21 protein-coding genes are annotated in these 22533 nt (G+C 71.4%); 10 read left to right on the top strand and 11 right to left on the bottom strand.

From position 1 onward, the window contains the following. Positions 1–77: 77 nt before the first annotated feature. Positions 78–1019 (bottom strand): HAD family hydrolase, encoded by a 942-nt coding sequence (locus OHS17_RS14535; protein WP_330312532.1) that lies wholly within the window; start codon positions 1017–1019, stop codon positions 78–80. A gap of 106 nt (positions 1020–1125) precedes the next feature. Between OHS17_RS14535 and OHS17_RS14530 the strand changes: the two genes are divergently transcribed. From OHS17_RS14530 to hemB, 6 genes are all read left to right on the top strand, one after another. Then, on the top strand, positions 1126–1401 hold the full coding sequence (locus OHS17_RS14530; protein ID WP_073865037.1) for a glutaredoxin family protein: 276 nt from the start codon (positions 1126–1128) through the stop codon (positions 1399–1401). A gap of 272 nt (positions 1402–1673) precedes the next feature. Next, positions 1674–2441 carry a redox-sensing transcriptional repressor Rex gene (locus tag OHS17_RS14525; protein WP_330312531.1) on the top strand — a complete coding sequence of 256 codons (768 nt, stop codon included), beginning with the start codon at positions 1674–1676 and terminating at the stop codon, positions 2439–2441. Further along, complete coding sequence (locus OHS17_RS14520) at positions 2438–3832, top strand: glutamyl-tRNA reductase (protein WP_330312530.1); 1395 nt, start codon at positions 2438–2440, stop codon at positions 3830–3832. Before OHS17_RS14525 ends, OHS17_RS14520 begins: the two co-directional genes overlap by 4 nt. Then, on the top strand, positions 3829–4791 hold the full coding sequence (gene hemC / locus OHS17_RS14515) for a hydroxymethylbilane synthase (RefSeq protein WP_330312529.1): 963 nt from the start codon (positions 3829–3831) through the stop codon (positions 4789–4791). Before OHS17_RS14520 ends, hemC begins: the two co-directional genes overlap by 4 nt. Beyond that, positions 4788–6455, top strand: coding sequence for a uroporphyrinogen-III synthase (locus OHS17_RS14510; RefSeq protein ID WP_161207719.1), 1668 nt, complete (start codon positions 4788–4790; stop codon positions 6453–6455). The genes hemC and OHS17_RS14510 overlap by 4 nt, the downstream gene beginning before the upstream one ends. A gap of 122 nt (positions 6456–6577) precedes the next feature. Further along, a complete protein-coding gene (gene hemB, locus OHS17_RS14505; RefSeq protein ID WP_330312528.1) occupies positions 6578–7573 on the top strand; it encodes a porphobilinogen synthase in 996 nt (331 codons plus the stop codon). A gap of 11 nt (positions 7574–7584) precedes the next feature. Here the strand turns inward: hemB and OHS17_RS14500 are convergent, their stop codons facing one another. Continuing rightward, on the bottom strand, positions 7585–7944 hold the full coding sequence (locus OHS17_RS14500) for a DUF983 domain-containing protein (RefSeq protein ID WP_330312527.1): 360 nt from the start codon (positions 7942–7944) through the stop codon (positions 7585–7587). 187 nt (positions 7945–8131) lie between these two features. Beyond that, positions 8132–8848: a DUF4232 domain-containing protein gene (locus OHS17_RS14490; RefSeq protein ID WP_330312526.1), complete on the bottom strand. Its 717-nt coding sequence runs from the start codon at positions 8846–8848 to the stop codon at positions 8132–8134. 314 nt (positions 8849–9162) lie between these two features. Between OHS17_RS14490 and OHS17_RS14485 the strand changes: the two genes are divergently transcribed. Further along, entirely contained in the window at positions 9163–10500 is a 1338-nt protein-coding gene (locus tag OHS17_RS14485) for a helix-turn-helix domain-containing protein (protein ID WP_330312525.1), read from the top strand. 44 nt (positions 10501–10544) lie between these two features. On the opposite strand, the gene OHS17_RS14480 is transcribed toward OHS17_RS14485, so the two are convergent. The 3 genes from OHS17_RS14480 to OHS17_RS14470 all read right to left on the bottom strand — a co-directional run bounded on the left by OHS17_RS14480 (position 10545) and on the right by OHS17_RS14470 (position 12945). After that, positions 10545–11804, bottom strand: coding sequence for a choice-of-anchor A family protein (locus tag OHS17_RS14480; protein ID WP_330312524.1), 1260 nt, complete (start codon positions 11802–11804; stop codon positions 10545–10547). A gap of 119 nt (positions 11805–11923) precedes the next feature. Next, entirely contained in the window at positions 11924–12163 is a 240-nt protein-coding gene (locus tag OHS17_RS14475; RefSeq protein ID WP_330312523.1) for a DUF397 domain-containing protein, read from the bottom strand. Continuing rightward, on the bottom strand, positions 12160–12945 hold the full coding sequence (locus OHS17_RS14470) for a helix-turn-helix domain-containing protein (protein ID WP_330315258.1): 786 nt from the start codon (positions 12943–12945) through the stop codon (positions 12160–12162). Before OHS17_RS14470 ends, OHS17_RS14475 begins: the two co-directional genes overlap by 4 nt. A 199-nt stretch (positions 12946–13144) precedes the next feature. Here OHS17_RS14470 and OHS17_RS14465 point away from each other — a divergent pair, with 199 nt between their 5' ends. Continuing rightward, positions 13145–14365, top strand: coding sequence for a phospholipase D-like domain-containing protein (locus tag OHS17_RS14465; protein ID WP_330312522.1), 1221 nt, complete (start codon positions 13145–13147; stop codon positions 14363–14365). Position 14366: 1 nt separating this feature from the next. Here OHS17_RS14465 and OHS17_RS14460 read toward each other — a convergent pair whose 3' ends face one another. Continuing rightward, positions 14367–14738 (bottom strand): ATP-binding protein, encoded by a 372-nt coding sequence (locus OHS17_RS14460; protein ID WP_330312521.1) that lies wholly within the window; start codon positions 14736–14738, stop codon positions 14367–14369. Positions 14739–14981: 243 nt separating this feature from the next. Between OHS17_RS14460 and OHS17_RS14455 the strand changes: the two genes are divergently transcribed. Continuing rightward, the gene (locus OHS17_RS14455) at positions 14982–15407 is read left to right on the top strand and encodes a hypothetical protein (RefSeq protein WP_073865028.1); all 426 of its coding nucleotides are present in this window, start codon (positions 14982–14984) and stop codon (positions 15405–15407) included. A gap of 59 nt (positions 15408–15466) precedes the next feature. Here OHS17_RS14455 and argS read toward each other — a convergent pair whose 3' ends face one another. Next, positions 15467–17236, bottom strand: a complete 1770-nt coding sequence (argS, locus tag OHS17_RS14450) for an arginine--tRNA ligase (RefSeq protein ID WP_330312520.1) — start codon at positions 17234–17236, stop codon at positions 15467–15469. Positions 17237–17369: 133 nt separating this feature from the next. Here argS and lysS point away from each other — a divergent pair, with 133 nt between their 5' ends. Beyond that, the gene (gene lysS / locus OHS17_RS14445; RefSeq protein ID WP_330315257.1) at positions 17370–19130 is read left to right on the top strand and encodes a lysine--tRNA ligase; all 1761 of its coding nucleotides are present in this window, start codon (positions 17370–17372) and stop codon (positions 19128–19130) included. A gap of 66 nt (positions 19131–19196) precedes the next feature. Here lysS and OHS17_RS14440 read toward each other — a convergent pair whose 3' ends face one another. From OHS17_RS14440 to OHS17_RS14430, 3 genes are all read right to left on the bottom strand, one after another. Beyond that, positions 19197–20504 carry a DUF2637 domain-containing protein gene (locus OHS17_RS14440; RefSeq protein ID WP_330315256.1) on the bottom strand — a complete coding sequence of 436 codons (1308 nt, stop codon included), beginning with the start codon at positions 20502–20504 and terminating at the stop codon, positions 19197–19199. A 138-nt stretch (positions 20505–20642) separates the two neighbouring features. Beyond that, positions 20643–21458, bottom strand: a complete 816-nt coding sequence (locus OHS17_RS14435) for a DUF3558 domain-containing protein (protein ID WP_330312519.1) — start codon at positions 21456–21458, stop codon at positions 20643–20645. A gap of 144 nt (positions 21459–21602) precedes the next feature. After that, on the bottom strand, positions 21603–22433 hold the full coding sequence (locus tag OHS17_RS14430) for a DUF3558 domain-containing protein (protein ID WP_330312518.1): 831 nt from the start codon (positions 22431–22433) through the stop codon (positions 21603–21605). Positions 22434–22533 lie beyond the last annotated feature (100 nt).

Raw genomic sequence — 22533 nt, 5'->3', positions numbered from 1 at the left:
GACGGGTTGTGGCCGGTGAAAAGGGTGTGCCGTGTTGACGCACGCGGGCGCGGGGAGTCAGCGGATGCGGCGGGGAGTCAGCGGCGGCGGCGGTGCAGGGCGACGGCCGCGGCCGTGCCGCCCGCGAGGGCGCCGACCCCGGCGGCGGCCGGGATGCCGACCTTGGCCGCCTTGCGGCCGGTGCGGTAGTCGCGCAGCCGCCAGTCGCGGGCCCGGGCGTGCTTGCGGAGCTTGGTGTCCGGGTTGATCGCGTACGGGTGGCCCACCAGCGACAGCATCGGGATGTCGTTGTGCGAGTCGCTGTACGCCGCGCAGCGCGCCAGGTCCAGGCCCTCCGCCGCCGCCAGGGCGCGGACCGCCTCGGCCTTCGCGGGGCCGTGCAGGGGTTCGCCGACCAGGCGGCCGGTGTAGACCCCGTCGACCGATTCGGCGACCGTGCCGAGCGCCCCGGTCAGGCCGAGCCGGCGGGCGATGATCGTGGCGGTCTCCACCGGGGCGGCGGTGACGAGCCAGACCCGCTGGCCGGCGTCCAGGTGGGCCTGGGCCAGGGCGCGGGTGCCGGGCCAGATGCGGTCGGCCATGTACTCGTCGTAGATCTCCTCGCCGATGGACATCAGCTCGGAGACGCGGTGGCCCTTCACGATGGACAGCGCGCTGTCGCGGGCGTCCTGCATGTGTTCCGGATCCTCGACACCGGCCAGCCGGAACCACGCCTGCTGCCAGGCGAACCGGGTGAGCTCGCGGCGCTCGAAGAACTTCCGCTTGTACAGGCCGCGGCCGAAGTGGAAGAGCGCGGCGCCCTGCATCACGGTGTTGTCGAGATCGAAGAAGGCGGCGGCCCGTTCGTCGCCGACGACGGGGAACTCCGGCTCCTCCGGCTCGGCCGCGGCGGCGGAGTCGGCGGCGGATTCGGCTTCGAGCGAGGACTTCCGCGCGGCCTCCGCCGCCGCCTCGCCCGCCAGCACGCTGCGAGCCGTGGCGGAACGCCTGCGGGGGGTGAGCCATCCAAGAGCGGCCATGCGGTCGAGCATAGCCAGTCGGCCCGGCCGTTCCGGTTCCACCGTGGTGCGGTGGTGTGAACTCCTGGTGTCCGGGGGCTCCCGGACGGGGCCGAGAATGAGAGGTATGAGTGCCTTGCTGCGTCGTAGGAAGAAGAGTCCCGCCGAGCGGGTGGTGACCCTGGTGGGAAAGCCCGGCTGTCACCTCTGTGACGACGCCCGCGCGGTGGTCCGGGCGGTCTGCGAGGAGACCGGTGCCTCCTGGGAGGAGAAGGACATCACCCAGGACGAGGAGCTGTACCGGGAGTACTGGGAGCAGATCCCCGTCGTACTCGTGGATAACGAACAGCACACGTTCTGGCGGGTCGACCCGGCGAGACTGCGCAGCGCGCTGCTTTCCTGACGGAAACCCGGTTACCATCGTGGGCGTTTTGAGTGGTCTCGGGGGCGTAGCTGTGAGGAGTGTGTGCTGCTTTGCCCCCTTCGGGCCTGCAACGGGCTGATGCGGTCCATGGTTCCTGGATCGCGCGACGGATGTGCGTGACCCCGGTCACTTTGACCGGACAAACCGGACACAATCTTTGTGCACGCGTTCACAAAGACATAGCCTGCATTCGACGGGGCGGTCTTGGGACATACGGCCGCCTAAAGCCCCGCTCATCCCGCAGGAGCACCGTGGCAACTGGCCGAAATCACCGACCGGCGACCCGTAGCCGAGGAATTCCCGAGGCCACCGTCGCCCGACTTCCGCTGTATCTCCGTGCGCTGACCGCGCTCTCCGAGCGCTCGGTCCCCACGGTCTCCTCCGAGGAGCTCGCCGCGGCGGCGGGGGTCAACTCCGCGAAGCTGCGCAAGGACTTCAGCTATCTCGGCTCGTACGGGACGCGCGGCGTCGGCTACGACGTCGAGTATCTCGTCTACCAGATCTCGCGCGAGCTCGGCCTCACCCAGGACTGGCCGGTCGCCATCGTCGGCATCGGTAACCTCGGCGCGGCCCTCGCCAACTACGGCGGCTTCGCCTCCCGGGGCTTCCGGGTCGCCGCGCTCATCGACGCCGACCCGGCCATGGCCGGTACGCCCGTCGCGGGCATCCCCGTCCAGCACGCCGACGACCTCGACCGCATCATCAGCGAGAACGGCGTCTCCATCGGCGTGATCACCACGCCGCCCGGCGCCGCCCAGCAGGTGTGCGACCGGCTCGTCGCCGCCGGTGTCACCTCGATCCTGAACTTCGCGCCGACCGTCCTCTCCGTGCCCGAGGGCGTCGACGTGCGCAAGGTGGACCTCTCCATCGAGCTCCAGATCCTCGCCTTCCACGAGCAGCGCAAGGCCGGTGAGGAGAGCGTCGACAACGCGCCCGACCCGGCCGCACCGCCCGTGCGCGCCACCACCACCGGCCGGAAGGGACCCGACGGGGACATGCCCGCCGTGATGCCGGCATGAGCCTGCTCCTCGTGGGTCTGAGCCACCGCAGCGCCCCCGTCTCCGTACTGGAACGCGCCTCGCTGGCCGCCGACACCCGGGCCAAGCTGCTCCAGGACACCCTGGCGGCCGAGCCCGCCGCCGAGGCCACCGTCCTCGCCACCTGCAACCGCATCGAGCTGTACGCCGACGTGGACAAGTTCCACGCGGGCGTCGCCGAGCTGTCCACGCTCCTCGCCCAGCACAGCGGCGTCGGCCTGGACGAGCTCACTCCGTATCTCTACGTGCACTACGAGGACCGGGCCGTCCACCACCTGTTCTCGGTGGCCTGCGGGCTCGACTCGATGGTCGTCGGCGAGGGCCAGATCCTCGGCCAGATCAAGGACGCGCTCGCCCTCGGCCAGGAGCTGCACACCGCGGGCCGGCTGCTCAACGACCTCTTCCAGCAGGCCCTGCGCGTCGGCAAGCGCGCCCACAGCGAGACCGGGATCGACCGGGCCGGGCAGTCGCTCGTCACCTTCGGCCTGGAACAGCTCGCCGACGGCCCCGACACCGCCGCCTGGGCCAGGGGCAAGCGCGCCCTCGTCATCGGCGCCGGCTCCATGTCCTCGCTGGCCGCCGCGACGCTGGCCCGCTCCGGCGTCGCCGAGATCGCCGTCGCCAACCGCACCCGGGCCCGCGCCGACCGCCTGGTCGAGATCCTGAACCAGCCAGGCGGTACGGGGGTGCGCGCCCGGGCCGTCGAGATGGCCGAGGTCACCGGCGAACTGACACGTGCCGACATCGCCGTCTCGTGCACCGGCGCCACCGGACTCGTGCTCACCGCCGAGACCGTCGCCGGGGCGATCGGCCAGGACCACGTGCCCGATCCGGCGAGCGGCCTGATCCCGGCGCAGTCCACCGGACCCGAGCGCCTGGCGCTGCTGGACCTCGCCATGCCGCGCGACATCGACGTGGCGGCCGGCCGCCTCGACGGTGTGCGCCTCGTCGACATCGAGTCGCTCGCGGAGGCGTCGGCCGACGCCCCGATGGCCGCCGATGTGGACCAGGTGCGCACCATCGTCGCCGACGAGGTCGCCGCCTTCGGGGCCGCCCAGCGCGCCGCCCACATCACCCCGACCGTCGTCGCCCTGCGCACGATGGCCGCCGGCGTGGTGGCGGACGAGATCGCCCGGCTGGACGGACGCCTCCCCGACCTGGACGAGAAGCAGCGCGCCGAGATCACGCAGACCGTGCGCCGCGTGGTGGACAAGCTCCTGCACGCGCCCACCGTGCGGGTCAAACAGCTCGCCAGCGAGCCCGGCGGCGCCGGGTACGCGGACGCGCTGCGCGAACTCTTCGACCTCGACCCGCAGACGGTCGCCGCCGTCTCCCGGGCAGACCTGAACGACCCGAATCGAGGGCGGTCATGACCGACAACTCACCCCTGCGACTGGGGACCAGGCGATCCAAGCTCGCCATGGCCCAGTCCGGCCACGTAGCCGATGCGGTCAGCGAGGTGACCGGGCGCGCCGTCGAACTCGTGGAGATCACCACGTACGGGGACACCTCCCGGGAGCACCTGGCGCAGATCGGCGGGACCGGAGTCTTCGTCGCCGCGCTGCGCGAGGCGCTGCTGCGCGGCGAGGTGGACTTCGCCGTCCACTCGCTGAAGGACCTGCCGACCGCGCAGCCCGAGGGCCTGGCGCTGGCCGCGGTGCCGGTGCGCGAGGACCCGCGCGACGCGCTGATCGCCCGGGACGGGCTGACCTTCGCGGAGCTGCCGCCCGGCGCCCGCGTCGGCACCGGCTCCCCGCGCCGCATGGCCCAGCTCAACGCGTACGCCCGAAGCCACGGCCTCGACATCGAGACCGTTCCGATCCGCGGCAACGTCGACACCCGGATCGGGTTCGTACGCGGCGGCGAGCTGGACGCGGTGGTTCTCGCCGCGGCCGGGCTCAGCCGTCTGGGCCGCAGCGGTGAGGTGACCGACTTCCTGCCGGTCGACACCGTGCTGCCCGCTCCCGGCCAGGGAGCACTGGCGATCGAGTGCGCTGCGAGCAGCGCCGACCTCGCCGCCGCGCTCGCCGAGCTCGACGACCCGTACACCCGGGTCGCCGTGACCGCCGAGCGTGCCCTGCTCGCCGCCCTGGAGGCCGGCTGCTCCGCACCCGTGGGTGCGCTGGCCGACCTCCTGGCCGACGGTCAGGCTGTCAACGAACTGCGCCTGCGCGGTGTCGTCGGTTCCACCGACGGTGCCTCGCTGGTGCAGATGTCCACCACCGGTCCCGTTCCCACGTCGCACGACGACGCGGCGGCGATCGGTCGCGAACTCGCGGCCGACATGCTTGCCAAGGGTGCGGCCGGTCTTATGGGGGAGCGAGCACTTTGAGCCCCACCGGCCCCGCCGCATCCGATTTCCCGGTCCACTCCGCAGGGCACGTCACCTTCCTCGGCGCCGGTCCCGGCGACCCGGGACTGCTGACCCTGCGCGCCGTCGAGGCGCTCGCGAGCGCGGACGTCCTGGTCGCCGAACCGGATGTTCTCGGCGTCGTCCGCTGCCATGCGCGGGCAGGGGTAAGCACCCCTGAACTGGCGGTTGTTGACGCGCAGTCAACAGCTGCCGGAGTGCCCGTTCTCAGGGATGCGGCCAATCTTGTCATGGAGGCCGCGAAGGGCGGCAGGCGGGTCGTCCGTGCCGTGGCCGGAGACCCCGGCCTCGACGGGAACGCCGCCGCCGAGATGCTGGCCTGCGCCTCCGCCGGCATCCCCTTCGAGGTCGTCCCGGGCGTCGCGAACGCCGTCGGGGTGCCCGCGTACGCCGGGGTGCCGCTGCGGGACGCGCAGGGCGCGGACGTACGGTTCGTCGACGCCCGTACGGCCACCGACCGCTGCTGGAGCGAGGTCGGCGCGAGCGACGGCACGTGCGTCATCTCGACGTCGCTCGACGCGGTGGCCGCCGCCGCCGGTGAGCTGGTCGCGGCGGGCCGCAAGCCCGACACCCCGCTGACCGTGACGGCGGGCGGCACGACGACGCGCCAGCGCACCTGGACGGCGACCCTCGGGACGATCGCCCAGGTCTTCAAGCAGGGCAAGGTGCTCCCGTCTCCGGAGGGGCACCAGCCGGTCATAGCCGTGGTCGGGGAGCGCAGCTCCGCCGCCCAGCGCGACCAGCTCGCGTGGTTCGAGTCCAAGCCGATGTTCGGCTGGAAGGTCCTCGTGCCGCGTACGAAGGAGCAGGCGGCCTCGCTCTCCGACCAGCTGCGGTCCTACGGCGCCGTGCCGCACGAGGTGCCGACGATCGCCGTCGAGCCGCCGCGTACGCCCCAGCAGATGGAGCGGGCGGTCAAGGGCCTGGTCACCGGCCGGTACGAGTGGATCGCCTTCACCAGCGTCAACGCCGTGAAGGCCGTCCGGGAGAAGTTCGAGGAGTACGGGCTCGACGCCCGGGCCTTCGCGGGGATCAAGGTCGCCGCGGTCGGCGAGCAGACCGCCGCCGCGCTGATCGACTTCGGTGTGAAGCCGGACCTGGTGCCGTCGGGCGAGCAGTCCGCCGCCGGGCTGCTTGAGGACTGGCCGCCGTACGACCCGGTCTTCGACCCGATCGACCGCGTCTTCCTGCCGCGCGCCGACATCGCCACCGAGACCCTGGTGGCCGGGCTGATCGAGCTCGGCTGGGAGGTGGACGACGTCACCGCGTACCGCACGGTCCGCGCCTCGCCGCCGCCCGCCGAGACCCGCGAGGCGATCAAGGGCGGCGGCTTCGACGCGGTGCTCTTCACCTCGTCCTCGACCGTGCGCAACCTGGTCGGCATCGCGGGCAAGCCGCACAACGTGACGGTCATCGCCTGTATCGGCCCCGCCACGGCGAAGACCGCCGAGGAGCACGGGCTGCGCGTGGACGTGCTGTCGCCGGAGCCCTCGGTGCACAAGCTGGCCGAGGCGCTGGCGGAGTTCGGCGCGCGGCGCCGGGACGCGGCGCGGGAGGCCGGTGACCCGGTGACCCGGCCGAGCGAGCGGCGTCCGGGTGCGCGCAGACGGCGTACGACGACCTGAGCGGTGCGTTGTGCGGGGCCCGTCCGTCTCTCTGTGAGGCGGGCGGGCCCCGCTGCTTTCCGGGCTCTTTCCCGGCACCGGTGTCGGTAAGAGCGCGGGGCGCGCGGGTCTACGCTCGAAGGATGACTGTGTACGGAAACTTCCCCGGCTCGCGGCCCCGTCGGCTGCGGACGACCCCCGCGATGCGGCGGATGGTCGCCGAGACACGGCTCGATCCGGCCAACCTGATCCTGCCCGCGTTCGTCCGCGAGGGCATCGACGCCCCGGTCGCGATCTCGGCCATGCCCGGCGTGCAGCAGCACACCCTGGACACCCTGCGGAAGGCGGCCGTCGACGCGGTCTCGGCCGGGGTCTCGGGGATCATGCTGTTCGGCGTCCCGCTGGACGAGAAGAAGGACGGCCGGGGCACGGCGGGCACCGACCCGGACGGCATCCTCCAGGTCGCGCTGCGCGCGGTCCGCGAGGAGGTCGGCGACGATCTCATCGTCATGTCGGACCTGTGCCTGGACGAGTTCACCGACCACGGCCACTGCGGCGTGCTGACCGCGGACGGCCGCGTCGACAACGACGCCACCCTGGAGCGGTACGCGGAGATGGCCCAGGTCCAGGCCGACGCGGGCGCCCATGTGGTCGGTCCCAGCGGGATGATGGACGGGCAGGTCGGTGTCATCCGCGACGCGCTCGACCAGACGGGCCACGAGGACGTCTCGATCCTCGCGTACACCGTGAAGTACTCCTCGGCGTTCTACGGCCCGTTCCGCGAGGCCGTCGGCTCCTCGCTCCAGGGCGACCGCAAGACGTACCAGCAGGACCCGGCCAACATCCGTGAGGCGCTGCGCGAGCTGGCGCTCGACCTCGAAGAGGGCGCGGACATGGTCATGGTCAAGCCCGCCGGTCCCTACCTGGACATCCTGGCGAAGGTCGCGGAGGTGTCGGACGTGCCGGTGGCCGCGTACCAGATCAGCGGCGAGTACTCCATGATCGAGGCCGCCGCCGAGAAGGGCTGGATCGACCGCGACGCGGCGATCATGGAGAGCCTGACGGGCATCCGCCGCGCGGGCGCCCAGCAGATCCTGACGTACTGGGCGACGGAGGTCGCTCAGCGCCTGCGGGGCTGAGCGGGCACGCCCTACGGCGTGTCCACCAGGCCCATGAAGAGCATCGCGGTGAACAGGACGCTGATGGGGGCGGCCACGGCGAGGAGGACCGAGGCCGCCGGCCTCTTGCGCATGCACACCCAGCTCGCGAGCAGTACGCCGAGGCTCAGGACGAGACCGCAGCAGGAGACCACGAAGGCCGGACCGAAGCTCGCGTCGAAGCGGTGGGCCTCCTCTTCCGTGCACGAGTCGCAGGCCATCGGCATCAGCATGCTGATGAGGAGCGCGTAGAACGCGGCCGGGAGCGTGATGACCGTCGAGGCCAGCGGGGCGATCCAGGGGTTCCGGGGGAACTCGTCCTGCTCGTCGTCCTGAGCATCGGTCTGTGACATGGGCACGATTCCACCAGGTGTGCGACGGCCGTACATGAGTTGTTGTACCTAGACCCTCGACTGTCGCTGAAGTCCGAGCCCGAGGTGGTCACGGGACCGCCGCCCTCGCCGGGATCGGCGGGGGCGGCGGGCTCGCCGTCGACGAGGACGGCACGCATCGGATCCGGTTCGACTTCGAGCTCAGCGGTCAGTAGACGAGCGCGTCGGACATCTCGCTCTGCCAGTAGGTGACGAAGCCGTTGTCGTCCCAGTAGGTGCCGGCGGGCAGCGTCAGTTCGGTCGACGCGGAGTTGATGGGCCCGTCGTTGCGGTCGGCGAAGGTGACGCCGAGGTGCTTGCTCGGGTACGGCTTCTGGCCGTTGGGCTCGCCCGTCAGGCCGATCCCGGCGTACGCGGACTCGCCCGGGTCGAGCGTCACCACGGCCTGCGGCTTGCTGTCCTGGAGCACCCGGAACACCGCCTGCGCGCCGTCGAAGCGGAGCATCGGCGCGTGGTACGCGTAGCAGGGGCGGTCGCCCGTGTTGGTGACCGTGAGGAGCAGGTGGTTGACCGGGCGGGTCACCTTGGTGACGGTGACCTTCGTGTTCGCGCCGGTGCAGGTGACCGGGGACTTGGGCTTCGGCTGCGGCTTGGACGCGGGCTTTCCGGCGGACTCCGCGGGCTTCCCGGCCGGCCGGGTGGCGGGCTTCTCGGCGGGCTTGGTGGTGTCGGAGGCCGGTTCGGCGTCCGTGGGGGCCGTCGAGTCCTTGTCCGGCGCGGCCGTCGACGCGTCGTCGGTGGCCTGGACGGACGCCGCGGGCTTCTTCGCGTCGGTGCCGTCGGCCCCGCCGCACGCCGTGAGCGAGAGCGCGGCGAGAACGGCGGTCGCCGCGAGAACGGTGGTGCGGATGCGGTTGCTGCGCATGGTGGTACTCCCCGTGAGTGTGTCCGGTCGTGCCGGTGTGGTCAGTTCTGGCAGATCAGGAGCAGGACGATCGCGGTCGTCACGATCAGCACCGCGATCGCCAGCGCATCGGTCAGTTCGATGCGGAAGAGGGTTCGCACTGGTCGGCCCCTGTGTTCGCTGTGGTCTGGTCCGAGCTTGTGGCACGACGGATTCCGGCCGCAACGCCCGCCGCACCATTGGGGATGCTGGAATGCCTGCGCGTACTGTGACCTGGGCAGATTCCACGTCCCTGGAACGGTGATCCGGGACGGACCAGGAGGGGGAACGCCGCAGTGGCGACGCCGGAGGCCGAGGAACTAGCGGGCCTGCTGAAGAAACTGAAGGACCGTTCGGGGCGCAGTTACGGGGTGCTCGCGGGCCGCTTGCACGTCAGTACGTCGACGCTCCACCGGTACTGCAACGGGGACGCGGTGCCGGGCGAGTTCGCGCCCGTGGAGCGGTTCGCGCGCCTCTGCGGGGCGACCGCCGACGAGTTGGTGGAGGTCCACCGCCGGTGGATCCTGGCGGACGCTGCGCGGGGGCGGGGGAAGGCGGAAGCGGCTGTTCCGGCGGCGGTCGTGGAGCCGGTGCCGGTGGAGCCGGTGCCCGTCGAGCCGGAGGCCGTGGCACCCGAGCCCGTCGAGCCGGAGGCCGTGAAGCCTGCGTCCGTGGACCACGAGCCCGTACGCGAAGACCCCGCCCCCTCCCGCTGGCGGCGGGCCTCCGCCCGTACGCGGGTGCTCCTCGCCGCCGCGGCCGTCGTCGCGCTCACCGTGCCCACCGCCGTGGTCATCGGCCAGCTCAAGCAGACCGGTTCCGACGCGGCCGGGGGCGCCCCGGCCGTGCGCGGCACGACGCCCGGGGACGACTTCGTCTCCGCGTCCCCGGACAGCCCCTCGCCCTCGGTCAGCGCATCGAAGCGGCCCAGCGCCTCCGCGACCGCCGGTTCGGCCAGTCCCTCCGTACGGACGTCGCCGTCCGCCCCGCGCACCACCGGCGCGCCCGGGGGCGGGCCGGGGAAGCCGCCCACGGTGACGATCAGCTCGTACAACTGGGAGGAGCCCTGCGGGCAGTACTACCTGCTGAGCCAGGACCCGGCGACCGTGCCGCCCCCGCCGCCGCCCAACAGCACCCGGGGCTGGGCGCGGGCGCTCGGCGGGGTGGACGGGGGCTCCATGAAGCTGGAGCTGACCGTGCAGGGCACCTCCGCGCAGGCCGTCGTCCTGACCGGGCTCCGGGTGAAGGTGCTGAGCCAGCGGGCGCCCGTGCAGCAGACGGCGTTCTCGATGGGCGAGGGGTGCGGCAGCGGCATCGAGCCCCAGTCCTTCGACGTGGACCTGGACGACAGCCGCCCGGCGCTCAGACCGGTCGCCGGGCAGCAGGGCGACGAGACCGTGCCCGCGAAGAACTTCCCGTTCCGGGTGTCGTCCAGCGATGTGGAGGTCTTCGACCTCGACGCGCACGTGGAGGGCCACGACGTCAGCTGGTACCTGGAGCTGGACTGGTCCAGCGGCGGCCGTACGGGCACGCTGCGCGTGGACGAGGGCGGCAAGCCGTTCCGTACGAGCAGCATCGCGGGGCGCCCGGAGTACTACTACCGCTACGACACCTCGGTCTGGGAAAAGCGCTGAGCGGCACGCGGCCCGGGGAGGGCCGCGTGCCGCTCAGGGGCGGGTCAGGCGCGCTTGCGGCGGCGGGCCATGACCACGAGGCCCGCACCGGCGGCGACGACCACGGCGCCTCCGACGGTGATCGGGATCATGTTGCCGCTACCGGTCGTCGCCAGGTCGCCCTCGGGCTGCGAGGGGCTGGGCGACGGGACCGGGGCGCCCGGGGTCGTCGTGCCCGACGGGGTGGCGGACGGGGTCGCGTCGCCGGACGGCGGCACCGAGGCCGACGGGGTGGCCGTCGCCGGGGGCGTCGTGGAGGGCGTGCCGCTCGGGGTCGTGCTCGGCTCCGGGGTGCCGGGCACCTCGGGCAGGCAGCCGGTGAACGGGAAGTGGTGCGTCTCCGCGCCGCCCGAACCGTGCAGCGAGGCCACCCACACCGAGCCGTTGACCGGGGCGGCCGTGCCCAGCTCCAGGTGCGCGTACGGGGCGAGCACGCTGCCCGGCCAGGCGGCCTGGCTGTTCTTGACGACCTTCGTGGCGTTCGGGAAGTTCCACAGCAGCTTGGCGCGGACCGCGCCGTCCTCTGCGCTCTGGAGCTTGTCGTCCAGGACGAAGTCCTGACCGCCCGAGAGGAAGAAGCCGGTCGTTCCGGCCGTCTGCATGTCGTACGTCTGGCCGGTGACGTTGACGATCGTCGTCGCGCCCGCCGGGACCTTGACGAAGACCTCCTTGGCCTTCTCCAGCTGCGACGCCTCGACCGAGAACACGTTCCGGCCGGTGTCCGTGCCGGTCAGCGTCAGCCGGTTGCCGTCGAGGCTCGCCTTGGCGCCGGACGTCTCCGACTCCTTGGCCAGCGCGTCCGAGTACGACCGGAGCTTCGCGAACTCGCCGTCGAAGTCGATCAGATCGGCCTTCTTGCTGAAGGTGCCGTTGTGCAGCTCGACCGCGCGGTCCTTGACCTCGCCGCCGACGACGGCGTTGCCCTTCATGACGACGGTGGCCGAACCGCCGTTGACCAGGTCGCCGCGCACGACGAGCGACGCCCGGCCGGGCAGCGCGTCGACCTGGGCGGCCGTCAGCTCGTTGGCGACACTGAACCCGCCCTTGAAGTCGGCGTTGCCGCCGACCGCCACGGCGCCTTCGGCGTCGGGGGAGTGGACGTCGTCCCCGAGGACGAACTCGCCGTACTTCCCGGCGATTCCGAAGGCGTCGGTCGTGCAGTCTGACGAGGAGGCGGGGGCGGCCTGGACGGCCGGAGCGACGGTGAGCCCGAGAACGAGGGCACCGCCGAGCGCCGCGAGGGCGGCGGAGGTCGGTATGCGCATGGTGCGTGGGTCTCCTGCGGAGCAGTTATGAAGTTTCTGTGGCGACTCCGGCCATGATTCTCATACTCCAGGAAATTGGTCAAGACCAATGAGGGCATCGGCCCCCATTGGTTACGAGTTCAGCGCCCCACGTGCCCGGTGAAAGCCGCCCAGCTGGTGGGCGCGACGGTGAGCATGGGGCCGTCCAGGTTCTTGGAGTCGCGCACGTGCACGGCGGCGGTGTGCGTGGCGACCTCGACGCACGCGCCACCCTCGTCGCTGCTGTAGCTCGACTTCACCCAGTCGTAAGAGACTTCGAGGCAGGCGCCGCCTTCGCTGCCGCTGTAGCTGGACTTGAACCACGTACGTGCAGTGCTCATTGCTCTCCCAGCAAGCTCTTCAGCAGGCGCAAAGTTTCCTCGGGCGTGAGCGCCTGGGCTCGCAGCATCGCATATTTCTGGGAGAGGATGCTGATCTCGTCGGGATCGGACACCAGCAGGCTGCCGCGCTGTGTTTCGGAGTACGCGACGCGCTGGTAGTCGGGTGTCTCCAGGAGGATGAACGGGCCGTCGAGCCCCGCGTGCGCCCGGCGGTCCAGGGGCAGGACCTGGATGCAGACACCCGGGAGTTGGGCGACGCGAACCAGATGCCGCAGCTGCTCCCGGTGCTCCTCGTCGCTGGTCAGCCGCATCCTGAGGACCGGCTCCCAGATGACAAAGCTGATGGTCGGCGGCGCCTTGCGGTGGAGGATCTCCTGGCGCTCGATCCGGCTGGCCGTCTGCTCCTCGATGTGCTCCTCGCTGAAGGCCGGAATGCGGTTGCGGAAGACCGCGCGGGCGTACGCCTCGGTCTGGAGCAGGCCCGGCAGGACCTGGTTGTCGTACCAGGACAGCGCCAGGGCGTGCTTCTCCAGATCCATGTACGCCTCGGCCCAGACCGGGGTGAGGTCCATCTCGGGCAGGTTGTCCAACGCCGTCAGCAGTGCCCCCTTCGTGTCCATGACCCCGTCCAGCGTCCGGGCCAGGGCCGGGACCAGGCTGCGGCGGCCCTGCTCGATCGACGCGATCGTCTCCGGCTGAACATGGGCCGCGTCCGCCAGTTGAAATTGCGTCAGCCCGCCCATGCGGCGGAAATGGGCGACGAGCGCGCCCATCATCTTCATGATCGACGCGTCCTTGCGCCGACGGCTCTTGCTTTGCATACGGTGCCCACTCCCCACCCGGGCCCCCGCTTCACGCCTGCCCGACCCGTACAAGCTATGTGTACGGGCGCTCACTGTGCGCGATGTACGCCATATCGCCCCGGTCGCGGGGAAGGTGGTCTCTGGCCCGGGCCACCTACCCTCTTCAAGGAGCGACGACATGACCAGCGGCACCGACGACAGACCGGAACTGCGGACAGCGGCACCCGTCGCCGACACCGCCCTCGTGGAGCGCGCGCAGCGCCTCAGGCGGCGGCTGGAACGGCTCATCGGCATCGCCGCCACCGAGGGGAACGAGCTGGTCCCGCTGCGGAACGGGGACGCGATCTTCGCCGCGATGCTGGACAGCATCCGCCGCGCCGAGCACACCGTGGACATGATGACGTTCGTCTACTGGCGCGGCGACATCGCGCGGGAGTTCGCCGCCACCCTGGCGGACCGCGCCCGCGCCGGGGTCCGCGTACGGCTGCTGCTCGACGGGTTCGGGAGCAGGCTCATAGAGAAGGACCAGCTGCGCGCCATGGAGGACGCGGGCGTCCAGGTCGCGTGGTTCCGCAAGCCGCTCTACCTCTCGCCGCTCAAGCAGAACCACCGCTGCCACCGCAAGGTTCTGGTGGTGGACGAGGAGACCGCGTACACCGGCGGCGTGGGGATCGCCGAGGAGTGGTGCGGCGACGCGCGGAACGAGACCGAGTGGCGTGACACCCACGTCCGCGTACGGGGCCCGGCCGTCGACGGACTCGCCGCGGCCTTCGCGCAGAACTGGGCGGAGTGCCACGACGAACTCTTCGACGCACGCGACCGGTTCCGGAACATCCCGCCCCGGGGCGACGCCGTGGTGCAGGTGGTGCGGGGCTCGGCCAGCGTGGGCTGGCAGGACATGCAGACCCTGCTCCGGGTCGTCCTGGAGACCGCCGAGGAACGCGTCAGGATCGCCACGGCCTACTTCGCCCCGGACGCCTTCTTCGTGGAGCTGATGTGCGCGGCGGCACGGCGCGGGGTCGAGGTCGAGATCCTGCTGCCGGGTCCGTACACCGACAAGCGGGTCTGCCAGCTCGCCGGGCAGCTGTACTACGAGCAGCTGACGGCGTGCGGCGTGAAGATCCACCACTACCAGCCGACGATGATGCACGCCAAGATCATCACCGTCGACCGGGTCGCCGCGCTGATCGGGTCCACGAACATCAACCGCCGCTCCCTGGACCACGACGAGGAGGTCATGCTCGCGGTCCTGGACCGGGAACTCACCGCCACGCTCGACGCCCACTTCACGGAGGACCTGAAGGCGAGCGAGCGCATCGATGGCCGGAGGTGGCGGCGCAGGTCCGTCGCGCAGCGGCTCCGCGAGGCGTCGGTACGGCCGCTGCGCCGCTTCCTGTGAGTCAGCGCGCCATCGCGACGAGGATGACCTTGCCCCGTTGTGGGTGATCGCGGATGTCGGTCTTCTTGGACAGCCGCAGCACCAGGGGCCAGCCGAAGCCTCCCGTCCCCCCGCTGAGGTCGGGGATCCGCTGCTGCGGTCGGTCGGAACTCGGGTCGGTGACCTGCACGTACAGCGTTTCGGCGTCCGCCCCGAAGGCCAGTCCGGTCAGCGCGCCCGCGTGCCGGAGGGCGTTCGTCACCAGTTCGGACACCAGGAGCAGCAGATCCTGAATGGTCGTCGTCGCCGGTCGTGGGTTCAGTGTCGCCACGAATGCCTTGGCGGCCGCCCGGGCCTCGGCCGCCTTGGTGGGCGGGGGGTCGGTCGGTGTCATCGTGTGCGGCGTCATCGTGTGCGGCGCGGGAGACACCGCCGCGGAATCGAGGTCAGTCATTTTCGCCCCCGGAGAAATGATCGTCGAACGGTCTGAATTCTTCTTATTCCCTCAGGTCCCAGGCGTATCCAGCCTTTTTCTCTCTGCGGGGCAGCGGTTGAGCGCGCTCATTCGGGGCATACGGGGCAAGGAAATTCCGGCCCATCAGGGCGCCGGAGAGGCTGCGGCCGAAGGGAACAGCACATGACCGACCCCGCCGACCCTGTCCGGGACGCACTCCTGATCACCCAGCCGGTGCCCGACCTCCAGCTCCAGCTGCTGATCCAGCTCCTGGACCGGGAGACCCGGTCCGGCCTGCCGCTGACGCTCGCCGTCCCCGCCGGGGTGCTGCACGGCGACGTGATCGGCCATGAAGCGTGGAAGGCGGAGTGGGCCCGCAGCCTGCGCCAGGTCGAGGGCGAAGGGGCGAACCTCCTCGCGGCGTTCCCCGAGACCGTGGACCAGGGCCTCAAGGAGTTGGGGGCCGAGGAGGACGCGCCGTTCCTGCCCCGGTGGATCCACCTGCGGGACGCGACCCTCGTCTGCGGCGGAGTGGCCCCGCTGCGGCTGCCGTTGTGGCGGGGCAGGCTGTCCGACGTATCGGGATGGACGCTGGGGCGGCCGGAGTAGCGGAGAGGGGCGGGGCCGCGACGGCCCCGCCCCGTAAAAGCCCGCCCCCTTCCGGCGCCTCAGAGGCGCTCGGGCGTCCGGATGCCGAGCAGCGCCATGCCCCGGTGCAGGGTCCGGGCGGTGAGGTCGCAGAGGAACAGCCGGTTCTCGACCACCTCGGCCGGGTTCTCCTCGCTCAGCACGTGGCACTGGTCGTAGAACGTCGTGTAGAGCGACGCGAGCTGGTAGAGGTACGCGGCCAGCTTGTGCGGCTCGTAACCGGCGGCCACCTCGGCCAGCACCTCGCCGAACTGGTCCAGGTGCAGGCCCAGCGCCCGCTCCGCCGGGGCCAGCTCCAGTTCCGGGTGCGCGACCGGCTTCGCGTCGCCCGCCTTGCGCAGGATCGACTGGATACGCGCGTACGCGTACTGGAGGTACACCGAGGTGTCACCGCTCAGCGACACCATCTGGTCCAGGTCGAACTTGTAGTCCCGCACGGCGGAGGTCGACAGGTCCGCGTACTTCACGGCGCCCACGCCGACGTACCGGCCGTTCTCCACGATCTCCTGCTCGGACAGGCCGACCTTCCCGGCCTTCTCCCGGACCACCGCGGTCGCCCGCTCGACGGCCTCGTCCAGCAGGTCCTCCAGCCGGACCGTGACGCCCTCACGGGTCTTGAACGGCTTGCCGTCTTTGCCGAGCACCGTGCCGAACGCCAGCTGGTGCGCCTTCACGTCGTCGTTCAGCCAGCCCGCCCGGCGGGCCGTCTCGAAGACCATCTTGAAGTGCAGGGACTGCCGGACGTCCACCACGTACAGCAGGGCGTCCGCCTTGAGGTTCTGCACCCGGTCCCGGATCGCGGAGAGGTCGGTCGCCGCGTAGCCGTAGCCGCCGTTCGTCTTCTTGACGATCAGCGGGACCTTGTTGCCGTCGGGGCCCAGCACGTCGTCGAAGAAGACGCACAGCGCACCCTCGGAGCGGACCGCGACGCCCGTCTCCTCCAGGGTGCGGCAGGTCTCCTCCAGCATGTCGTTGTAGCCGGACTCGCCGACGATGTCGGGGTCGCTGATCTCCATGTCCAGCTTGTCGAAGACCGAGTAGAAGTAGATCTTCGACTCGTCCACGAACCGCTGCCACATGGCCAGCGTCTCCGCGTCGCCCGCCTGGAGCGCGACCACCCGGTCCCGGGACCGGGCCTTGAACTCCTCGTCCGAGTCGAACAGGGCCCGCGACGCCTTGTAGAGCCGGTTCAGCGAGGACATCGCGGCCTCGCCGTCCTCCTTGCCGCCCTCGTGGTCCAGCTCGTGCGGGTGCTCCACGAGGTACTGGATGAGCATGCCGAACTGCGTGCCCCAGTCGCCGATGTGGTGGCGCCGGACCACGGACTCGCCGGTGAACTCCAGGATCCGCACCATCGCGTCACCGATCACCGCGGACCGCAGGTGGCCGACGTGCATCTCCTTGGCCACGTTGGGCTGGGCGTAGTCGACGACGGTGGTGCCCGCCGCCTCGTTCGCCGGGACGCCGAGCCGGTCGCCGTCGGCGGCGCGCGCGGCCAGGGTCTCGGTGATCGCCCGGTCGGTCAGCGTGACGTTCAGGAAGCCGGGGCCGGAGACCTCGATGTCCTTGATCAGGTCCGAGGCCGGCAGCGCGTCGGTGACCTGGGTGGCCAGCTCGCGCGGATTGCCCTTGAGCTTCTTGGCGAGCGCCAGGATGCCGTTGGCCTGGAAATCGGCCCGGTCGCTTCGGCGCAGCAGCGGATCGGCGGTGCCCGCATCCGGCAGTGCTGCCGTCAGGGCGTCCGCCAGCTGCTGCTGGAGCGTGGAAGCGAGGGAAGTGACCGAGGCCATGAGTCTGGCTGCCGTTTCCGTAGAGGACTGAGGATCGGTCCAGTATCCCACGGGGCGTAAAGCCGTTTTCGTGCTGCGGCCCGCACCTGGGAGAATGGGCGGCGCCCCTATGAGTCCTACACGAGAGAAGGACGTGCCGACCGTGGCTCAGAGTCAGAGCAGCACCGAGACCGACTGGGTCTCCCGCTTCGCGGACGAGGTCATCGCCGAATCGGAGCGTCGTGCGCCTGGCAAACCGGTCGTCGTCGCCTCCGGCCTCTCCCCGTCGGGCCCGATCCACCTGGGCAACCTCCGCGAGGTCATGACCCCGCACCTGGTCGCCGACGAGATCCGCCGCCGCGGCCACACCGTGCGCCACCTGATCTCCTGGGACGACTACGACCGCTACCGCAAGGTGCCGAACGGCGTCCCCGGCGTCGACGCGTCCTGGGCCGAGCACATCGGCAAGCCGCTGACCTCGGTGCCCGCCCCGGCCGGGTCCGCGTACCCGAACTGGGCCGAGCACTTCAAGGCCGCCATGACCGCGTCCCTGGACGAGCTGGGCGTCGAGTACGACCCGATCAGCCAGACGGAGCAGTACCTCGCGGGCACCTACCGCGAGCAGATCCTGCACGCCATGCGCCACCGCGCGGACATCGACGCCGTCCTCGACCGCTACCGCACCAAGAAGGACCCGGCGGCCGCGGGCAAGGGCGGCAAGAAGCCGCAGCAGAAGAAGGTGGACGAGGCCGAGCTGGAGGCCGAGGCCGGCTCCGGCGCGGCCAGCGAGGACGACGGCAGCGGCGGCTCCGGCGGCTACTTCCCGTACAAGCCGTACTGCGGCAACTGCGAGAAGGACCTCACCACCGTCACCTCGTACGACGACGACACCACCGAGCTGAACTACACCTGCACCGCCTGCGGCTTCGCCGAGACGGTCCGGCTCAGCGAGTTCAACCGGGGCAAGCTGGTCTGGAAGGTCGACTGGCCCATGCGCTGGGCCTACGAGGGCGTGATCTTCGAGCCCAGCGGCGTCGACCACTCCTCGCCCGGCTCCTCGTTCGTCGTCGGCGGCCAGATCGTCCGCGAGATCTTCGACGGCGTCCAGCCGATCGGGCCCATGTACGCCTTCGTCGGGATCTCCGGCATGGCCAAGATGTCCTCCTCCAAGGGCGGCGTGCCCACCCCGGCCGACGCCCTGAAGATCATGGAGGCCCCGCTGCTGCGCTGGCTCTACGCCCGCCGCAGGCCCAACCAGTCCTTCAAGATCGCCTTCGACCAGGAGATCCAGCGGCTCTACGACGAGTGGGACTCGCTGGCCCGCAAGGTCGCCGACGGCACGGTCCTCCCGGCCGACGCCGCCGCGTACGCCCGCGCGATCGGCACCGCCGCCGGTGAGCTCCCGAGCACGCCGCGCCCGCTGCCGTACCGCACGCTCGCCTCGGTCGCCGACATCACCGCGGGCGCCGAGGACCAGACGCTGCGCATCCTCAGCGAGCTGGACCCGGCGAACCCGCTCACCTCGCTGGACGAGGCCCGCCCGCGCCTCGACCGCGCGGAGAGCTGGATCACCACCCAGGTCCCGGCCGAGGCCCGCACCGTCGTGCGCGACGAGCCGGACAAGGAGCTGCTCGGCTCGCTGGACGAGCAGGGCCGCGAGTCGCTGCGGCTGCTCCTGGAGGGCCTGGACACGCACTGGTCCCTGGACGGCCTGACCACGCTCGTCTACGGCGTGCCGAAGGTCCTCGCGGGCCTGGAGCCCGACGCCAAGCCGACGCCCGAGCTGAAGACCGCCCAGCGGTCCTTCTTCGCCCTGCTCTACCGGCTGCTCGTCAGCCGCGACACGGGCCCGCGCCTGCCCACGCTGCTGCTCGCGGTGGGGGCGGACCGGGTGCGCCGCCTGCTGGGCGCGTAGGTACGGACACGCACGAGGGGCCGTCTCCCGGGTGGGAGGCGGCCCCTCGTGCGTTGCGTTGCGGGGTTACGCGATGTGGTCGGCTTCCAGCTCCGCGTGGAAGCGCCGCTTGAACTCCGGCATCAGCTGCCGGAGCAGCGCCTCGCCGCGCGGGTGGCGGACGTTGTGCCCGTCCGAGAGGTGTATGTCGAGCACCGCGACGCTCGGGTAGTCGTTGTTCTCCGCGATGAACGCCGAGAACACCTCGTACGCGATCTCGGCGAACTCCTCGTCCTGCTGCGTCCACTGCTGCGCGGGCTCCGGCAGGGGTTCCGGCAGGGGTTCCGGCAGGGGTTCCGCTACGGGGATCTGCTCGGGCCGCTCGCCGGGGACGGTGCTGCCGACCGTGCCCACGTTGCCCAGTGGGCGGGTGCGGCCGTTCGGGCCCGAGGGGACCTGGTGCGGGACCGGGCCCTCGACCTCGAAGTCCGGGTCGTAGGTGCCCTCGTACACCTTGGCGGTCGCCTGCTTCGGGAACCAGGGGTTGTCGTTCTCGTCGGCGGCGGGGTGCCCGGGGGCCTGCTGCGGCTCCTCCGGGGTCGCCGTCTGCGGCAGTTCCGGGTGCTGCTGGGCCGTCTCCACGGCGGGGGCGGGCGGTGCCTGCGGGGCCACCGGCTGCGGGGCCACCGGCTCCGGGGCCGGGGGCAGGAGTGCGGGTTCGATGCCCGCGGCGGCCAGACCCGCGGGGCCGGTCTCGGCGAGCGGGACGCCGTACTTCGCGAGGCGCAGCGGCATCAGGGACTCGACGGGGGCGCGTCGGCGCCAGGCGCGGCCGTAGCGGGCCTGGAGGCGGGCCTGGTAGATCAGGCGGTCCTGCTCCAGCTTGATGACCTGCTCGTAGCTGCGGAGCTCCCACAGCTTCATCCGGCGCCAGAGCCGGAAGGTGGGGACCGGCGAGAGCAGCCACCGGGTGAGGCGGACGCCCTCCATGTGCTTGTCGGCCGTGATGTCCGCGATCCGGCCCACCGCGTGGCGGGCGGCCTCGACGGAGACGACGAAGAGGACGGGGATGACCGCGTGCATGCCGACGCCGAGCGGGTCGGGCCAGGCGGCGGCGCCGTTGAACGCGATCGTCGCGGCCGTCAGCAGCCAGGCCGTCTGGCGCAGCAGCGGGAACGGGATGCGCAGCCAGGTGAGCAGCAGGTCCAGGGCCAGCAGGACGCAGATGCCCGCGTCGATGCCGATCGGGAAGACCAGCGAGAAGTCCCCGAACCCCTTGCTCAGGGCCAGTTCGCGCACCGCGGCGTACGAACCGGCGAAGCCGATCGCGGCGATCAGCACCGCACCGGCCACGACCAGACCGATCAGCACCCGATGCGTGCGCGTCAGCTGCATCGCAGCCACCCCCCATCCCCTCCCTGTTCCCTTGTCCCTCGCCTGTTCCTGTCGCCGGTGGCTTGTTTCCGGCGGGCACAGCCTGGCACATGTGTGCGAGAGGTGTCGCGGGGGGAGGGGCCGGGGCGGCCTCCTGCGTCAGTCCGAGGACTTCGACTTGGCCGATGAACTGGGCTTCTCGGACGGCTTCTTGGCGGAGTCGTCGGACGCCTTGTCAGTCGCCTTCGGGGACGCGTCGGTCTTGGCGTTCGCCTCGGCGACGGCCACGACCGCGTCCTTGGCGGCCATCGTGGCGCCCTTCAGGATGGTCTCGGCGTCCGGCGTCTTCGAACCGGCGTAACCCGCGCCGTTGTAGTTGACGACCACGACGACGTTCCCGGTGCGGGCGACGATCGTCGCGAACCGGAAGTCCTCGTCCGTCTTGGACTGGTCGTACGTGATCTTCGTCGCCTGGTCGCCGATGCCGCTGACGGACCCGGTGGCGATGTTCTTCACGCCGTCGGCCGCCTCGGTCTTCTTGACCTGCTTGTCGAACTCGTCGCCCGCGCGGGCGGCCCCGCTGCCCAGGGTCTGGTCCGAGGCGAAGCGGGTGAAGCCGACATCCAGCCAGCGGTACTGGGAGCCCTTGACGCCCTTGTCGGCCAGCCCGTTCCAGGAGCAGCCGCCGCGGACGGACGCGTCGCTGGACTTGCTGCGGGTGCCGTTCTTGCTCTTGGCGGAGGGGACCAGGGACTTGACGGTCTTCGCCTCGACCGCCTGGCAGGGATCGGGCAGCTCGGCGAACTTCGCTGCCTCGACGGCCGGTTCCGACTTCGTCGCGTCCGGCGTGGCGGAGGCGGAGGAGTCCGTCTCCTTCTTGTCGCCGGAGTCCGACGAGCAGCCGGCGACGACGAGCATCACCGGGACGGCGGCGCAGGCGAGTATGCGGGTGAGTCGCGGGGCTGATCGGTGCATGGTTCCTTCACTCGGATGGCGCGGCGGTCGGGGGACGGTGGTGGCTCCGGAGGGCCACGGTACGACGGACGGCGGCCGGATGCCGCCTTCACCGGCGGGCGCGGGGAGCGGCGCGCGGGCGGCCGGGGCGGGGCGCCGGCGGCGTCAGCCGTTGAACGAATCGACCAGCTGACGGGCCAGTGCCTGGGCCTTCTCCTGGAGTTCCTGGCTGTCGGGGACCTCGGTGGGCATGGTCGGCTGGGCGGTGTACTCGACGGTCACGATGACGTTGGATGTGCGGAACACCACGCTCACGGTGCGGTGGCGGGCGGGGGCGCCGGCCCGGCTGAGCGCGTCGTCCAGGAACGCGCTGTCGCCCAGCTTGTCGAGCAGCCGGGGCTGGAGGCTGCCTGCGGGGCTGCCGGAGGTGGTGTCGCCGGTCGCGCCCTTGCCGTCCGAGCCCTCGGCGCCGTCCGTGTCCTCGGAGCCGTCGGCGCTCTCCGTGCCCGCGTCCGGGGTGCCGGAGCCGGACGAGGAGGCGTCGGGGGTCTCCGGCGGCAGTGCGGTGTCGGGCAGGTCGGCGGCGGTCTCCTTCTTCGCGTACACCTCGCGGGCGCGGTCGTCGTCGCTCACGGAGGTGTCGTAGGAGACGACGCGCTCGAAGTCCAGGTGGATGCTGCGGGTGCCCTCGGGGACGTCGGTCTTCCAGCGGCAGCCGATCCGCCGGTCGGTGTCGTACGTGACCGTGGGGGTGCCCTCGAACACCTTGTCCTGCTGGGCCTCCGGCATGTCGGCGGTGCCGGGCAGGAGGTCCTTGAGGGTGGCCTGCGGGATGGCCCGGCAGGCGTCGGGAAGGGTGCGGTACTTGCCCGGGGGCGCGGCGGAGACGGTCGGGGTGCCCGGCTTGCTGTCGGGGGCGGGTTCGCCGCTTCCGGTGTCGCTGGTGCAGCCGGCGGCGAGCGCCGCGATGAGCACGGCGCCGGTCGCGTACGCCATTCGTCGCACGGTCCTGGGCTCCCTTCGTGCGAAAAACGGTTGCCGCCCGATGGCGGCCGGTGGACACAATGTGTATCGCACGCGCCGCTGTGAACGCCGG

The sequence above is a fragment of the Streptomyces sp. NBC_00523 genome, from assembly GCF_036346615.1.
Taxonomy (GTDB): Bacteria; Actinomycetota; Actinomycetes; order Streptomycetales; family Streptomycetaceae; genus Streptomyces.
Note: the sequence above shows the minus strand (reverse complement) of the source record. Positions and strands in the feature narration are given on the sequence as shown.